Origin of the sequence: Bacillus sp. NPDC094077 (assembly GCF_050279465.1) — a bacterium.
In the GTDB taxonomy this organism is placed as follows: domain Bacteria; phylum Bacillota; class Bacilli; order Bacillales; family Bacillaceae_G; genus Bacillus_A.
The window spans coordinates 364,317-380,095 of sequence record NZ_JBNNUF010000004.1; the positions used below are offsets into that span (position 1 = coordinate 364,317).

Annotated in this window: 19 protein-coding genes; 10 read left to right on the forward strand and 9 right to left on the reverse strand. The window is 38.0% G+C overall.

The features are described from left to right. Nucleotides 1-18 precede the first annotated feature (18 nt). From sufB to yunB, 4 genes are all read left to right on the forward strand, one after another. A complete protein-coding gene (gene sufB, locus ACQKNR_RS13590; protein WP_001118827.1) occupies nucleotides 19-1,416 on the forward strand; it encodes a Fe-S cluster assembly protein SufB in 1,398 nt (465 codons plus the stop codon). A 578-nt stretch (nucleotides 1,417-1,994) separates the two neighbouring features. Next, on the forward strand, nucleotides 1,995-3,386 hold the full coding sequence (locus ACQKNR_RS13595) for a bifunctional metallophosphatase/5'-nucleotidase (RefSeq protein ID WP_427318442.1): 1,392 nt from the start codon (nucleotides 1,995-1,997) through the stop codon (nucleotides 3,384-3,386). A gap of 65 nt (nucleotides 3,387-3,451) precedes the next feature. Beyond that, nucleotides 3,452-3,754: a YunC family protein gene (locus ACQKNR_RS13600; protein WP_002015926.1), complete on the forward strand. Its 303-nt coding sequence runs from the start codon at nucleotides 3,452-3,454 to the stop codon at nucleotides 3,752-3,754. Between the two features lie 55 nt (nucleotides 3,755-3,809). Next, nucleotides 3,810-4,541: a sporulation protein YunB gene (gene yunB, locus ACQKNR_RS13605; protein ID WP_427318373.1), complete on the forward strand. Its 732-nt coding sequence runs from the start codon at nucleotides 3,810-3,812 to the stop codon at nucleotides 4,539-4,541. Between the two features lie 36 nt (nucleotides 4,542-4,577). Here the strand turns inward: yunB and ACQKNR_RS13610 are convergent, their stop codons facing one another. After that, on the reverse strand, nucleotides 4,578-5,561 hold the full coding sequence (locus tag ACQKNR_RS13610) for a M23 family metallopeptidase (RefSeq protein WP_427318374.1): 984 nt from the start codon (nucleotides 5,559-5,561) through the stop codon (nucleotides 4,578-4,580). A gap of 189 nt (nucleotides 5,562-5,750) precedes the next feature. On the opposite strand from ACQKNR_RS13610, the gene lipA reads away from it, so the two are divergent. Continuing rightward, nucleotides 5,751-6,647, forward strand: a complete 897-nt coding sequence (gene lipA / locus ACQKNR_RS13615) for a lipoyl synthase (protein ID WP_000166368.1) — start codon at nucleotides 5,751-5,753, stop codon at nucleotides 6,645-6,647. Nucleotides 6,648-6,667: 20 nt separating this feature from the next. Here lipA and ACQKNR_RS13620 read toward each other — a convergent pair whose 3' ends face one another. The 3 genes from ACQKNR_RS13620 to ACQKNR_RS13630 all read right to left on the reverse strand — a co-directional run bounded on the left by ACQKNR_RS13620 (nucleotide 6,668) and on the right by ACQKNR_RS13630 (nucleotide 9,011). Further along, nucleotides 6,668-7,147, reverse strand: coding sequence for a YbaK/EbsC family protein (locus ACQKNR_RS13620; protein ID WP_427318375.1), 480 nt, complete (start codon nucleotides 7,145-7,147; stop codon nucleotides 6,668-6,670). Nucleotides 7,148-7,221: 74 nt separating this feature from the next. Continuing rightward, nucleotides 7,222-7,776 carry a histidine phosphatase family protein gene (locus tag ACQKNR_RS13625; protein WP_427318376.1) on the reverse strand — a complete coding sequence of 185 codons (555 nt, stop codon included), beginning with the start codon at nucleotides 7,774-7,776 and terminating at the stop codon, nucleotides 7,222-7,224. A gap of 419 nt (nucleotides 7,777-8,195) precedes the next feature. Then, complete coding sequence (locus ACQKNR_RS13630) at nucleotides 8,196-9,011, reverse strand: YhfC family intramembrane metalloprotease (protein WP_427318443.1); 816 nt, start codon at nucleotides 9,009-9,011, stop codon at nucleotides 8,196-8,198. Nucleotides 9,012-9,111: 100 nt separating this feature from the next. On the opposite strand from ACQKNR_RS13630, the gene ACQKNR_RS13635 reads away from it, so the two are divergent. Next, a complete protein-coding gene (locus ACQKNR_RS13635) occupies nucleotides 9,112-9,846 on the forward strand; it encodes a MerR family transcriptional regulator (protein ID WP_427318377.1) in 735 nt (244 codons plus the stop codon). An 80-nt stretch (nucleotides 9,847-9,926) separates the two neighbouring features. Here the strand turns inward: ACQKNR_RS13635 and ACQKNR_RS13640 are convergent, their stop codons facing one another. Next, nucleotides 9,927-10,505 carry a YhcN/YlaJ family sporulation lipoprotein gene (locus ACQKNR_RS13640; protein ID WP_427318378.1) on the reverse strand — a complete coding sequence of 193 codons (579 nt, stop codon included), beginning with the start codon at nucleotides 10,503-10,505 and terminating at the stop codon, nucleotides 9,927-9,929. Between the two features lie 118 nt (nucleotides 10,506-10,623). Between ACQKNR_RS13640 and ACQKNR_RS13645 the strand changes: the two genes are divergently transcribed. Further along, entirely contained in the window at nucleotides 10,624-10,926 is a 303-nt protein-coding gene (locus tag ACQKNR_RS13645; protein ID WP_427318379.1) for a YutD family protein, read from the forward strand. A gap of 9 nt (nucleotides 10,927-10,935) precedes the next feature. On the opposite strand, the gene ACQKNR_RS13650 is transcribed toward ACQKNR_RS13645, so the two are convergent. From ACQKNR_RS13650 to glpX, 4 genes are all read right to left on the reverse strand, one after another. Continuing rightward, nucleotides 10,936-11,457 (reverse strand): GNAT family N-acetyltransferase, encoded by a 522-nt coding sequence (locus ACQKNR_RS13650; RefSeq protein ID WP_427318380.1) that lies wholly within the window; start codon nucleotides 11,455-11,457, stop codon nucleotides 10,936-10,938. Between the two features lie 11 nt (nucleotides 11,458-11,468). Next, the gene (locus tag ACQKNR_RS13655; RefSeq protein WP_427318381.1) at nucleotides 11,469-11,966 is read right to left on the reverse strand and encodes a cytoplasmic protein; all 498 of its coding nucleotides are present in this window, start codon (nucleotides 11,964-11,966) and stop codon (nucleotides 11,469-11,471) included. 373 nt (nucleotides 11,967-12,339) lie between these two features. Continuing rightward, nucleotides 12,340-12,606, reverse strand: a complete 267-nt coding sequence (locus ACQKNR_RS13660) for a DUF3055 domain-containing protein (protein ID WP_098546033.1) — start codon at nucleotides 12,604-12,606, stop codon at nucleotides 12,340-12,342. Nucleotides 12,607-12,622: 16 nt separating this feature from the next. Then, nucleotides 12,623-13,594 carry a class II fructose-bisphosphatase gene (gene glpX, locus ACQKNR_RS13665; RefSeq protein ID WP_000439096.1) on the reverse strand — a complete coding sequence of 324 codons (972 nt, stop codon included), beginning with the start codon at nucleotides 13,592-13,594 and terminating at the stop codon, nucleotides 12,623-12,625. 147 nt (nucleotides 13,595-13,741) lie between these two features. Between glpX and ACQKNR_RS13670 the strand changes: the two genes are divergently transcribed. From ACQKNR_RS13670 to ACQKNR_RS13680, 3 genes are all read left to right on the forward strand, one after another. Further along, complete coding sequence (locus tag ACQKNR_RS13670) at nucleotides 13,742-14,182, forward strand: DUF86 domain-containing protein (protein ID WP_427318382.1); 441 nt, start codon at nucleotides 13,742-13,744, stop codon at nucleotides 14,180-14,182. Nucleotides 14,183-14,260: 78 nt separating this feature from the next. Beyond that, nucleotides 14,261-14,893, forward strand: a complete 633-nt coding sequence (locus ACQKNR_RS13675; RefSeq protein WP_427318383.1) for a helix-turn-helix transcriptional regulator — start codon at nucleotides 14,261-14,263, stop codon at nucleotides 14,891-14,893. 108 nt (nucleotides 14,894-15,001) lie between these two features. After that, nucleotides 15,002-15,766 (forward strand): TIGR01457 family HAD-type hydrolase, encoded by a 765-nt coding sequence (locus tag ACQKNR_RS13680; RefSeq protein ID WP_427318384.1) that lies wholly within the window; start codon nucleotides 15,002-15,004, stop codon nucleotides 15,764-15,766. The last annotated feature ends 13 nt before the right edge of the window (nucleotides 15,767-15,779 follow it).

The window sequence follows — 15,779 nt, forward strand, 5'->3', positions numbered from 1 at the left end:
AAGGAGGGACACACCAACATGGCGAAGCAACTGCCAGATATCGGCGATTACAAATATGGTTTCAAAGACAAAGACGTTTCGATTTTCCGTGCTGGACGCGGTTTAACAAAAGAGATCGTTGAAGAGATTTCACGTATGAAAGAAGAACCACAGTGGATGTTAGACTTCCGTTTAAAATCACTGGATAAGTTCTATGAAATGCCAATGCCACAATGGGGCGGCGACTTAAACGACTTAGATTTCGATGAAATTACGTACTACGTAAAACCATCTGAGAAATCTGAGAAGTCTTGGGATGAAGTACCTGATGAAATTAAAGCAACATTTGATAAATTAGGTATTCCAGAGGCTGAGCAAAAATATTTAGCTGGTGTATCTGCACAGTACGAATCTGAAGTTGTATACCACAACATGAAAGAAGACCTAGAAGCTCTAGGAATCGTCTTCAAAGATACAGATAGCGCATTAAAAGAGAACGAAGATATTTTCCGTGAGCATTTCGGAAAAGTAATCCCACCAACAGACAACAAATTCTCTGCATTAAACTCTGCAGTTTGGTCTGGTGGATCATTCATCTACGTTCCAAAAGGTGTTAAAGTTGATACACCACTTCAAGCGTATTTCCGTATTAACTCTGAAAATATGGGACAATTCGAGCGTACGCTTATCATCGTAGACGAAGGCGCGCACGTACACTACGTAGAAGGTTGTACAGCACCTGTTTACACAACTAACTCACTTCACAGTGCGGTAGTAGAAATCATCATTAAGAAAGATGCATATTGCCGTTACACTACAATCCAAAACTGGGCGAACAACGTATACAACCTAGTTACAAAACGTGCGGTTTGTGAAGAAAACGCAACGATGGAATGGATTGACGGTAACATCGGATCTAAATTAACGATGAAATACCCAGCAGTTATCTTAAAAGGCGAAGGCGCTCGTGGTTTAACATTATCTATCGCGATTGCTGGTAAAGGCCAACACCAAGATGCTGGTGCGAAAATGATTCACTTAGCACCAAACACTTCTTCAACAATCGTTTCTAAATCGATTGCGAAGCATGGTGGTAAAGTAACTTACCGTGGTATTGTACACTTCGGACCAAAAGCGAAAAACTCTCGCTCTAACATCGAGTGTGACACGTTAATCATGGATAACCAATCTACATCTGATACAATTCCTTACAACGAAATCAAAAACGATTACGTTTCACTTGAGCACGAAGCAAAAGTATCTAAAGTATCAGAAGAACAATTATTCTACCTAATGAGCCGCGGTATTTCTGAGCAAGAAGCTACAGAAATGATCGTAATGGGCTTCATCGAGCCATTCACTCGCGAACTTCCAATGGAATACGCAGTTGAAATGAACCGTCTAATCAAGTTTGAGATGGAAGGTTCTATTGGTTAATATATGTATGAAGAAAGCGCCCTGCTGTGCAGGGCGCTTTTTTTATGTTGTGTGTCTGGGATTGGAGGGGGATACCCAGGTGGGTTTCAAGTGAAATATATCAGCGATTATTCAAATATATCGACCACAACTCGGAATATATCGGCGATTATTGCAATATATCGACGGTTCGACAAGGAATATCGACTTATCGACAAATTATGACATAACGGAGACGGATATATACCCCTCAACATTCAAATAGGAGAGGAGCACCTATACATAAAGGGATCAACTAGAAGTAAGGTTAAGATACTGACAAGTCCGCAGAAAAAACCACCCGACAAATCCCCTCTCACCCACTAACTAAATCATTTCACAGAAAATCCCCCTCAAACTAATCAATAGACTAGAAAAAGTAATATAAAGTTTTTCATATTAAAAAGGGCAATCTTTTGCTTTTTCTCACAATGCGAGTACAATGTAAAATAGCAAGAAAAGACGAAAAGTATTTACAGGATTATTGCGTACGTATAGCGTAAATGGCAGTAAGGAACTGAGAGGAGGTTTTTTCTCTGAATACAAATAAAGAAACAATCATCCACCTTTATCATACAAACGATATACATAGTCATTTTGAAAATTGGCCGCAAATTTCTCGGTTTGTTCTAAGGGAGAAAAAGCGAAGACAGGAAGCGGGAGAGACCGTTTTGACGGTTGATATCGGCGATCATGTGGATCGTTTTCATAGTATTTCGGAAGCAACGAATGGACTTGGGAATACAAAGCTTTTAAATGAGGCGTTATATGATTATGTAACGATTGGAAATAACGAAGGAATTACGTTAGCGAAGGAGCATTTAAATCGTCTATATGATGATGCTGGATTTGAAGTACTCGTAGCGAATTTATTTGAAAAAGAAGGGGTGCGTCCAGCATGGGCGAAGCCTTATAAATTGCACACAACGACAGAGGGAATTACAATTGCTTTTATCGGATTAACGGTAGCGTATCCAGAATTTTATCATATGTTAGACTGGCATATTGAAGATCCAATCGTGCATTTAGAATCTATTTTAGAAGAAGTGAAAGATGAGGCGCATATCACTGTTGTCCTTTCTCATCTCGGAAAAAGTATGGATGAGTATATGGCGGAGCATTATGATATAGATGTTATTTTAGGAGCGCATACGCATCATTTATTTGAGCGTGGTGTTCTTATGAATAATACTTTACTTTGCTGTTGTGAAAAGTGGGGACATTATGTTGGGCATGTTCAGCTTACTGTGGATAAGGAGACGAAGCAGCTTTTGAAAAAGGATGGTAGAGCGATTAAGACAGAACGTTTAGGTGCTTATAGCGAACCGTTATCCACAATTGAAATGTTAAAAGAGGAAAGTAAGCATATAATGGCAGAGCCTGTCGTTCATTTAAAAGAACCATTACCGGTTGATTGGTTTCATGAGACGACATTTTCGCACATGTTAGCAGATGCGCTGAAAAAATGGTGTGATGCAGAGATTGGAATGGTGAATGCTGGTGTACTTCTTGAAGGATTAGAAGAAGGTGTTGTGACGCGCGGAGATATTCACAGAATTTGTCCACATCCAATTAATCCGTGCGCGTTGAAAGTGTCAGGAAAGACATTAAGGGAAGTTATTTTGAAAGCGCGTCGCCCGAATATGGAGAATCTTGAGGTGAAAGGATTCGGATTTCGTGGAAAAGTGATGGGGAAAATGATTTACGCTGGTGTAGAAGTTATTCCAGATATGATTCCTGGTAATAAAATTTTACTGGAAGATGTATTGATTAACGGAGAATCGCTGGAATTAGATCGTATATATACGGTAGGAACGATTGATATGTTTACATTTGGATACTTATACCCAGAGCTATCCACACTTTCTGATAAACAATATTATATGCCAGAACTACTTAGAGATGTGTTAACAGACATGTTGATAACTCATACATCTTCCGTCAAACTATAGGCTAGTTACCTTGTAACACTCATTTTTCTCTTGTCATACAGATAAGAAAGAGAGGAGTGTGAACTATGGTTAATGTAGAGCCAATTATAATTGATAATTATACGTTTATTGCGGTTAGCGTAAAACTTCCAAAGACAAATTTGCTAGCTGTAATGAGCGATAAAGGATATATTATGTGTGGTGCATTAGATGTAGGTCTTTTAAATGAGAAGTTAGGTGATCGAGGAATTATTGCTGGCCGTGCGGTTGGGGTAAGAACGATTGAACAACTTCTTGAAGCACCGTTAGAATCGGTAACGACTGGGGCTGAAGCGTTAGGCATTCCAGTAGGAACGATTGGAAAAGATGCACTATTAAAAATGAGATAAGCATATATCGTCCCTCCTTCTTGCATAGAAATGATATAAGAAGGAGGTTTTTTTTATGAGTATATTTCGTTCGAGAAATTCGCGGTTTCGAAGGGGACCTATTTCCTTTCGATACATACTGCTTATGTCGTTTATTCTTTTTGTGATATTACTCATGCAAGGATTATGGATTGTAAATAACAGCATTCAGCCAACATTAATGAAATATGGGGAAGTAGAGACGCATAAAATGGCGACAGCGGTTATGACGAAGGCGGTAAAAGATAGAATTAATGAAGGATTCGATGTCGATTCATTAATGAAAGTACAAAATGATAAAAACGGGAAAGTATCCACAATTAATCTAAACACAAAGCAAGTAAATGAAATCGTAACATCAACGACCACATACATAGAAAAATATTTACAGCAAGTAGAAAAAGGGAATTTGAAAGAGCTAGGTATTTCTGAAAAAAACGGAGCAACGATGGCAGTTCCTTTTGGTCGTGTAACGGATAATGCGCTTCTTGGAAATATAGGACCAGATATTCCGATTGATTTCACCACAATTGGTCATGTGAATACGGATATTAAACAAAAAATTGAGCCGCATGGGATTAATACTACAGCGATTCAAATTATTATGGAGATGGAAGTAACATTGCAAATCATTGTTCCATTTCATACGAAAGAAATAACAGTGAAGCAAGATGTCCCGATTGCAACGCGTATCGTTCAGGGGGAAGTGCCTACCTATTATGGAAGCGGAAGTGTTGTTGTACCAGGTAAAAAGAAAATAGATAGTTAGCTGCATATAAAAAATAACCGTAGCAATGCGCTACGGTTATTTTTTTGTATTCGCTCGTTCTTTTCGTTCCCACAGACTTAAATGCATGTATGGATCAAAAGCCCACTCTGTATAACCATTGTCTTTATAGATACCAAAATGTAAGTGGGGCGGGAATTTTCCAGCTGTGCCGGGAGGGCCGTAACCGGTGCTACCAACAAATCCAATTACTTTTCCTGGCTCGACAATTTGTCCAAGCTGTATTTCTTTTGAGAACCCGCCTAAATGAGCGTAATAATGGTAATTATTATGAAGATCGCGAATGCCGATGCGCCATCCACCAAGACGGTTCCAGCCTTTCGTTTCAATAATGCCATAGCAAGTGGACCTTACTGGCACGCCATATCTTGCAAAAATATCGGTTCCTTCATGAATTCGTCTTCCACCAAAACTTCTTCCAGCACCAAAAGTACTACGGTAGCTATGGTCACTGCGAATCGGGAGAGGGAAAGCATTTCCTTCTAAATTAATACGTCCATAATGTTTATAAATTTGGGCGTATTCGGTAATTAAATCAACTGTTTTTGCGCGTCTATAATATTCCCAAAGCATAATTTTAATACGATCTTCTGACGTTCCTTGTTTCTTTAAAATAGTCGCTGCTGTATGCAGAAGATCACGGTCGTTATTTGCATTTGCAAATCCATCTTTGTCACCGTCTAAACCTATTCCGCCAAATAGAGAAATCGTATGAGGGAGAGTATCGTTACTATTAACAGGTCCAGCCCATATTTCTGGTTTGAAATAAAGGGAAATGATGGCATCAGGTTTTTTCGGAATATCTTTTCTTACGCTCCGTATATTTCTTTCATATTGATCCATTGCAGCTAAGTAATACCACGGAATGCCTGAAGATTGCTCGGTTTCTTTATATAGTGCCATGCGCTTTTCGTATATGCTTTGCTGATTGTCTTCACCGTAAGCGATGCCTTGGTGGAGAAGAAAACAAATCGAAAGCAAAAGAGAAATTTTTCGAAGCATGAAATAGACTCCTTTCACAACATCACTCTTTTTAGTGTGGGATATACGGAGTATTTCATTATAGGGAACGATTGGAAAAAATCTTAGAATCTTCATTTGAGCAAATCGCTTTCATACGTTAGAATAGATATGTTACATTGAAAGAAGCGAACACGGTAAACTATTTCATATTGTGCGGAGTTGATAACCATGACAAAACAAACAGAATATAAGCGCAAGCCCGAATGGTTGAAAATTAAGTTAAACACGAATGAAAACTATACAGGCTTAAAGAAAATGATGCGTTCTAAAAATCTTCATACCGTTTGTGAAGAGGCGAAATGTCCGAATATTCATGAATGCTGGGCTGTAAGAAAAACAGCAACATTTATGATTTTAGGTGCGGTTTGTACACGTGCTTGTCGTTTTTGTGCGGTTAAAACAGGCTTACCAACTGAGCTTGATTTACAAGAACCAGAACGCGTAGCAGATTCAGTAGTACAAATGGGCTTAAAGCACGTTGTTATAACAGCGGTTGCACGTGATGATTTAAAGGATGGCGGAGCAGCTGTTTTTGCTGAAACAGTACGAGCTGTACGTCGTAAAAACCCATTCACGTCTATTGAAGTATTACCATCTGATATGGCTGGGGTAGAAGAAAACTTAAAAATGTTAATGGATGCAAAACCAGATATTTTAAACCATAACATTGAAACAGTACGTCGATTATCTAACCGAGTTCGCGCTAGAGCAAAGTATGACCGTTCATTAGAGTTTTTACGTCGAGCAAAAGAAATGCAGCCTGATATTCCAACTAAATCGAGCATTATGGTGGGATTAGGTGAAACAAGAGAAGATTTAATTGAAGCAATGGATGACTTACGTGCAAACAATGTGGATATTTTAACTCTTGGACAATACCTACAACCATCTAAGAAGCATTTACCAGTTCTTAAATATTACCCACCAGCAGAGTTTGCAGAGCTTAAAGAAATTGCACTTAGCAAAGGATTTAGCCACTGTGAAGCTGGCCCACTTGTACGTTCTTCTTATCATGCGGACGAGCAAGTACGTTCTGCAAAAGAAAAAACAGCAGAAGCAAAATAATGAAAAAAGAGAGCTAACCATTAGCTCTCTTTTTGTTTATATTCTAAAACGGTATTTGGGCATGTTGATACAATCTTTTTTAACTCCTCTGTGGATAGTTCAATTGTAAATTCAGGTACACCAGGTGTAATTAAAATTTTATTGTAAGTATAAATGGAACTGTCCACAATAATCGTCACATCTTGTGAATAACCGAAAGGAGCTACACATCCTGGAGTGCAGCCAGTTTTCTCTCGCAATTCATCTGGAGAACAGAGCGATAAGCGTTCTCCTGTTATTTCTTTCATTTCTCCTCGGTTAAGCCGAGTTCCCTCTAACGTAAAAAATACGAAGTAATCTCCAGATTTTGATTTTAAAAATAAACTTTTACTTGGAGTACCTTGTAAACCAAGTCTTTCGCGCACGATACGATCTGTTTCATAATCGAGTACTGGCTCGTGTTCAAATTTTTCATAAGAAACATTTGTTTTATGTAGTAAAGAAAGTACGTCTTCGTACATATGAAATGATACCCCTCTCTATTGTTAGTACAGTCTCTTCTCGTGGCGTCAACTGAATGTTTTGGAAAGGGATCTTACTTAGATGATTCGTTCCATAATCGTTTTATGATACATTGCTCATCAATTGTAATTTCGTAAACATCAGGATTTGTTAAAGTTTTCCACTCGTTAAAACCGATAGAGTTATTAAAGTGTTTTAAAATAAGTGTAAGTAAGTTTCCGTGTGTAACGAGTAATATTGTTTCATGGCTTTGCTCTAAAACTTCCTTAATGAGTGATATGGCACGATGCATCGCTTGTTTTGTTGACTCTCCGCCTGAATAGGCTATATCTATGTTTGTGAAAGTGTATTCTAGTTTTTGCATCCAATCGTCCATTGGAGCATCGCTTAATACCCGCTCGGCTAATCGTTCATCTTCTTGGATAGATAAGTTAGCTTGGAGCGCATAGGGCCGAATGGAATCGATAGCTCGGACAAATGGGCTTGAAATAATATGATCTATTTGTAAATGATTTTCTAAGAGGAATGTAGTAAGATTGTTTGCTTGATTTTTTCCGGCAGTCGTTAATTCGGCATCATATTTTTGTCCAGTTGCTGAACAATGTCGCATTACAATAATTTTCTTCATAATTCATCCCCATCTTTCAAGTTGACGCTATATACTTCGACAAATGTGGAAATAATTCCTTTTTCTTGGAAAGGGCATAGTGATCTAAGTATGTGGAAAAGTAATGTGGATAATAAAGTGAAACTTTAATCAGTGGGGGATTTGTCCACTGATTATTAGTTGAACCAATCGGGTTTTTACGGGCAGTTAATCTCCCATTTAACTCCCTCGCATTCGCCGAATTTTGAGGTGGGAGTCTTACTGCCCGTTAATGCGGGATGAAAATTTGAGATGCCAGTATGAAAAAAATGATATTTATTGTATTCAGTATTTGTTTTCTGATGCAATTGTCCACAACATATGTAGAAGTAAGGGGGCAAGAGTTAGCATCATTACGAAAATCTGTACAAAAAATAACCCACCAATTGGTGGGGTATTTTTTACTCTGGCACACTCATTAATTTCTCTTTCATTTTACGAATAAGAACGACAGCGCCAATTGTGAAGAGAAGGGTAATTCCTTCTGCAGCAAAGATATTGATTGTTTTTGTTTGGTACAGTGCCGCGAAAAAGTCTACGAATGCGTGGAATAATATAGCGTACACAAGGTAGATGTATTTCTTCTGTTTTACAGCGTATAAAACAAGCATTGTAAAGGCAATTTGCAACACGAGTGCCATAATTCTTTCTAAGCTACCAAGGAAATATAAATAGGCAGGCTGCTGAATTAACATATCCTGTAGGCGGCTGAGCTCTGGCATTTTTTCAACCATTTGCGCGAAGCTACCGTTGTTAATTGAATTCGCAAATATAAGTGCTTGCAATGCAGAGAATCCACCAATTAAAATGGACTCTATTCCGCCATGTCCAATTCCGTAGGCAAAGCCATCTTTATATTCTTGATATTTTTTTAGTAGGAAGAAGAAGGCAACGAAGCGTCCTAATTCTTCAAAAAGACCAGCAGTTAGCCCGCCATAAAGTGCGAAGACAAATGGATTTTCTAAAAATGGAGCGATTGCTGGATTTCCGCGCATAAATAGGTGGAATGGCGTTTCAAGAATTTGAGTAAATCCGATAAAAATAAGAACACCAACTCCGACCACTTTCCAACTAATATGATATTTTTTACGGAAATAAACGAGTACAATAATTGGGACCAGAACCGAGACAATGAGTTGAATGATGATGCTGGCAATTACAGTATTTGAAACCATACTTTCACCGCTTTCTAATATATGTACATATCTATTATGCATGAAATATAGGAGAGATGAAACTTTTAGCAAGAAAATGCATTTACTTATTGACTCTAACGTTGCGTCATACTTTATCGTATGTACTAAGGGGGAGATACAAATGACAATGAAAGTAAAAGAAGTAGCGGATTTAGTTGGAATTAGTGTGCGCACACTGCATCATTACGATGAAATTGGGTTGTTAACCCCAGACGAGACGACAGAGTCGGGCTATCGTCTGTATTCTGACGAAAATTTAGAGACACTGCAGCAAATCTTGTTTTTTAAAGAGCTCGGCTTCCCTTTGAAGAAGATCAAAGAAATTATCATGAGTCCATCATTTGATCGCGAAGAGGCACTTATGCTTCATAAGAAAATGCTTCTTGAAAAGCGTGCCAGATTAGATAAGGTGATTACGACGATTAATAAAACAATTCAGCATACAAAAGGAGAGATTGAAATGACGAACAAAGAGAAATTTGAAGGATTCGATTTCAGCCATAACCCATATGAAGAAGAAGCACGTGAAAGATGGGGAGATGCGGCTGTAGATAAAGCGAATGAATATGCAAAAGGTATGTCAAAAGAGAATCAAGAAGAGTTTAATAATATTTATAGAAATTTAGCGGCACTTAGACACGGCGCATCTGATTCCAAAGAAGCACAGGAAGCTATTAAAGTATGGTACGATTACTTGCAAAACTTTGGAGAATATTCATTAGATGCTTTTAAAGGATTAGGTCAAATGTACGTCGCGGATGAGCGCTTTACGAAAAATATCGATAAGTTTGGTGAAGGGTTAGCGCAGTTTATGTGTGATGCGATGGAGGTTTATGCGGATCGTAATAAAAAATAACAGTGATAAAAAATAAAAGCATGAGTTTTCATGCTTTTATTTTTTGTAATGATCTATGAATAAGTATGTTATTCAAATCTTTATTTTTTAATCATATTATTCAAAGTCTGATTCTCTGTATTGTTCAAATGAGGATTTTTACTCATTTCTCGTTTCAACATATCAAGGCTTTGTGTATATTCCGTATCGTTTAATGCACCAGATTGAAGACCTTGAATTTGAGAAATCAACTTTTGGTTTGTTGATACATATGCCTTATAATAGCGAGGGACGATGGATAAAGCAGTTTTATATACTTGATCGGCTACGAGTTTCGGATCAGTTGTGTTGGCACGATATACAACGAACACTTCATCGTCGGTAACGAGTGTAGCGGCATTTGTAACGTCGGGAAGTTGGACTGTCATGCTTGTAATCATTTCAGCAACTTTCTCACGGTTAATGGCTCCTACTTGTTTGTTAGATACTTCATGCTTTTGTTTGGATGAATAGCCGACTCTCGTGAGCCTTGTGTTTGTATTTTCTGTATGATACATGTCGTTTTTATTAGAAACAAGAACACGGCTTCCTTCTTCACGTTCCATTTCAGCTTTGTTCGTTGATTGGCAGCCTGCGAATAAGGAAAGAGTGAGAAGGGAAAGTAAAATTTGTTTTTTCACGATGTATCACCTCCTTCTCCATAGCATGTACTAATTTGCAATTTTTTGTATTTGAAATTGTTGGTTGTTATGCTTTGTGATAGGATAAAAAGAAGAATGCTTAGAGAGGAAGTTAATGATGGAGCAAAAGCAAGAGATTCATGCTACGGTGAGCATTAATAATGTTCAGTACGAAGTAATTACAAACTATCGTGACGGTTTTCGTGAAGAAGCATTTAAAGAGCGCTATGCAGAAATTTTAAATAAATATGATTATATCGTTGGAGACTGGGGATATGAGCAACTTCGGTTGCGCGGATTCTTTGATGATAGTAACCAACGTGCGACATATGATACGAAAATTAGTACATTATCAGAGTACTTATACGAGTACTGTAACTTCGGTTGCGCATACTTTGTATTACGAAAAGTGAAGAAATAAAAAATCCTCTTACGATTGTAAGAGGATTTTTTCATAGCAATTATACCAATTGTGAGGAGGCTGTTTACTGGCAAAATAAACAGCGCCTCGGCAAATATAATGATTCTTTTCATACAAACGCAATGAAACAGGATTACCAGTGAAAGCATCTAATCGTATGCCGGTATAGTTTTTCTGTTTCGCTTCATTTTCCCAAAAGGATAAAAGTAATTTACTATATCCTTTTCCTTGCGCGAGCGGATGGATGACAAAAGAGTGGACGATAAGAAAGCTCCCGTCTGTTTCTGACCAATCAATTCGCTCATATTCTGGAGACTGCGACTCGTTTAATACGACAGCGCCAACGAGTGAATCACCCTCAAACAGGCAATAGAGTTCACCTTGTTCTAAGTGATAGGAAATATGTTCTCGTGCGGGATAAGAATCATCCCATTGGTAAATTTGATTTTGTAAGAGCGCTTTTTTACATTCTGTATACATTTCATCTAATTCGTCTAGTAAATCCATCGTACCTTTTCTTACTTTTAACATGAGATTCCCCCTCACAAACAAATCGAAATATAATCGCCTTCAGAAAGTATTGTATTTGGTTTCATTTGTTGCCCATTCAATTGAATATCCCCATTTTTAATTTTATCCACAATGAGTGTACGGCTCCAATCGGAAATATATGTGGATAATGCTTTATCGATGCGGTGGGAACCAAAAATGATGTCTAATACGATTGTGATTTCGGTTATGCCACTTTCTTTATGTTGCGTAATGGAAATGGTAGTACTTGTTTCTGTTTGGTCTTGTTGAGTCATATCGACTGTTTCAACGTGATCAGTAAATGATTTATAAATGCGAAGTTTTTGATTCCACGTATGATCGTTCGGACATTTATAAATGGCAAAGCGGTATATGTTTTTTCCATTGGCGTTATGCCTGCGAATATTCGTATCAGTAAATAGGGTAGTGCGTCCGCAATTTTTACAATATTTTTCGATTGTGTTTTGCTGATTTTCATATAAACTCCAAGAAAGTTGTACTTTCTGCATTTTCCTTCACCTCATATATTAGTGGGTAAAGGAACGTAATACAGCTATTTGGATGTCTTGCAGTATGAAGATAAAGAAAGAGACAAAAATAAAAGGAGGCCCCCCTAAGAGGAACCTCCGTAAGCATCATACTACAGATGCATCACGTTCCTTTGTAATGGGAATGGGCAGACTACTCCCTTGAAAAAGCACGATGCTTTTTTGAGAGTAATGCTATCCAATTGCTGGTCCATTACAAAGTAAATGTTGGCATACGTAGATAACGTCCTTTCTATCCAAATAGATTTGTTCATAAGTATACCACGAAAGATTGAAAATTCAAAATTATCACTGTGAAAAAACACCAGCTAAAATAGCTGGTGCATAAGATAAATTATATAAGTTCAAATAAAAATGAGCGTAATTCTTCTGCAATTTCTTCAGACATAGAAAATGCATGCTCTAAGTAGCCTGGTTCGTTTAAATCGTCAGCGCCGATGATTGCAAATTTATTACGCTGCATATCAAGGACAATTGTTTTACCGTAATGACGATCGGAGTATAAAAGCGCTAAATCATGACGCTCATTTTCCCCCATAAAGCTAACGAAACGAGTTTTTGTAGCGACTGTGTCGTCGTACAGAAAGAAACGTTCTTCCATATACATGGCTCCTTTATTAAATATCTAAGTTTAAGTGTGGTTTATGATCTAAATGGTGATGCGTTTTAATGAATCGTACCGTTCTAGTTTTGTAACGCATTACGATAGAATATGTTTCAGCTAAATCTCCGCCAAGGAATTTAACGCCGTCTAATAACTCACCAGCAGAAACACCTGTTGCTGAGAAGATTGCATCATCACCAGATACTAAGTCATCTAACATAAGAAGTTGACGAGGATCTTCTAATCCCATTTCACGACAACGAGCTTCTTCTTCTTCGTTCATTGGAACTAAGCGAGCTTGCATTTCACCTTCAAGGCATTTTAATGCTGCTGCAGAAATAACGCCTTCTGGAGCTCCGCCAACACCGACGAATAAGTCGATACCTGTTCCAGGTAGTGCTGTTGCGATTGAGGCACCAACATCACCATCACCAAATAATTTAACGCGTGCACCTTTTGCACGAACACGGTCAATAATATCTTGATGACGTTCACGTTCTTGAACGATAACTGTTAGATCACGAATCTTTTTATTGTTAGCTTCTGCTACAATTTCAATTGTTTTTTCAATTGGATCATCTAAGCTAATTTTACCAGCTGCTTTTGGACCAACCGCGATTTTTTCCATGTACATATCAGGAGCATGAAGAAGGTTCCCTTTATCCGCGATTGCAATAACTGCCATTGCATTTGCAAGACCTTTTGCAACGATGTTTGTACCTTCTAATGGGTCAACGGCGATATCTACTTCTGGACCGTTACCTGTTCCTAGTTCTTCACCAATATATAACATCGGCGCTTCATCAAGTTCTCCTTCACCAATTACAACTGTACCTGCCATGTTTACTGAATCGAACATATCACGCATAGCTGTAGTTGCTGCATCATCTGCTTCATTTTTCTTTCCGCGGCCCATCCACTGTGCGGATGCTAAGGCTGCTGCTTCTGTTACACGGACAATTTCTAGTGCGAGTTCACGTTCCAAGATTGCATTCCTCCAATTTCAAAAATCATACAAATATAACTATAACAAATAACAGAGAAAAGGTGAATTCGAAAAATTGTCGATTTTTTCAGAAGAAAGCGTTACAATTAAAATGTAAATGCTTTAATTTCCAGGTAGGTGACATTAATGTACTTCGTAGACAGAAAAAAAATAGAACAAATGCTAGTATGTTTAGAGCGAGCAACAAATACATTTCAAGAGAAGAAGATATATGAAACCGAGTTTGAATTTTATGCATTAGAGCGCATAGCCCATCTTATGATTGATTGTGTATTAGATGTAGGGAATGCGATGATTGATGGATTTATTATGCGCGATCCAGGAAGTTATGAAGATATTATCGATATTTTAATGGATGAGCGAGTGATAAGTACAGAAGAAGGACAAGGAATGAAAGAAGTTATCCTTCTTCGAAAAATGCTTACGCAAGACTATATTCAAATGAATCATGAGGAATTATATAAGACGATTCAAAAACATATTGCAGTGGTAGAGAAATACCCAGCGAATATTCGCGGTTATTTAGAAAAGGAATTAGGACCTGTATCTGCATTTGTACCAGAATAATTATGCTTATAAAATCCCCAAAATACCTTTTGGGGATTTTATATTGTATGTGAGAAAGAAAAGGGAGAAGGGTGAAGCATGGGGGAAGCGCGCACTACGAAAGACGAGATTGTCCAATTATTGAAGGTAAAGGGAGAGCATACGGTGGCGGAATTAGCTGACGTTTTAGAGATTACAGAAATGGCGATTCGAAGACATTTAAGTAATCTTGAGAAAGATGGCTTAATTTATTCCAAGATGGTAAGGCAACATGTCGGAAGACCAACTTATTTGTATGGATTAAGTGAAAAGGGAGAAGATACATTCCCGAAGGAGTACAAGCAATTTGCGATTGATATGCTAGAAGATTTAGCTCGAATGGGCGATGAAAAAATACTTCGTTACGTTTTAAAAGAGAGAACGAAGCGAATGGAAGAAACATTGCAAAAGAGAGTGAGTAATCAAAAGAATTTGGCGTATAAAGTGCAAGAGATAGCAGCTATGCAAGAGAGAAATGGTTATATGGTGCAAATAAAGAGAGATGGAGAGAATTCTTTCGTAATTGAAAAACAAAACTGTCCGTTAAAGGAAATTGCAGAGAGATTCCCGCAAGTATGTGAAGATGAAAAAGAGATGTATAAGCGTTTATTCGCAGATGCAAATGTAAAGACGCTAGCAAACATGTGCGAGGGCGATTGTAGTTGTTCTTATCAAGTAAAAGAGAAAAAATGAACGTTATGGGGCGCTTTAAGGTAAAGCGTTTTTTTCTTTGGGAAAAGGGGGTAATATAAGAGTGGTATGATAGAGGAGAACGCTAGCATAGAAGGAGAGACATAATAGATGTATAAAGGTTATTTAATTGACTTAGACGGTACGATGTATCGTGGTGAAGAACAAATTGAAGAAGCAAGCGACTTCGTAAAAGCATTAGGAGAGCACGGCATTCCGTATTTATTCGTTACAAATAACTCGACTCGTAAACCAGAACAAGTAGCAGAAAAACTTGTTCGTTTCGATATTCCAGCGAAAGCAGAGCAAGTATTCACAACGAGTATGGCGACAGCGAACTTCATTTATGAGCGTAAACAAGATGCAACTGTGTACATGATTGGGGAAGAGGGTTTACACGATGCACTTGTGGAAAAAGGGTTTGAACTTGTGGATGAAAATCCTGATTTCGTTGTTGTTGGTTTAGATCGTGATATCACGTATGAAAAATTAGCAAAAGCTTGTCTTGCTGTGCGTAACGGCGCAACGTTTATTTCTACAAATGGGGACATTGCTATTCCAACTGAGCGCGGATTATTACCAGGTAACGGTTCATTAACATCAGTTGTAGCAGTATCAACAGGTGTAAATCCAATCTTTATCGGAAAACCAGAATCAATCATTATGGAACAAGCGCTAAAAGTGCTTGGCGTAGAAAAAGATGAGGCGTTAATGGTTGGGGATAACTACGATACAGACATTTTAGCAGGAATAAATGCTGGCATGCATACCCTTCTTGTCCACACTGGAGTCACAACTGTGGAGAAGTTAACAGAATATGAAGTACAACCGACGCAAGTTGTGCATAACTTGACGGATTGGATTGGGAAGATGTAATGAAAGGCAGGTA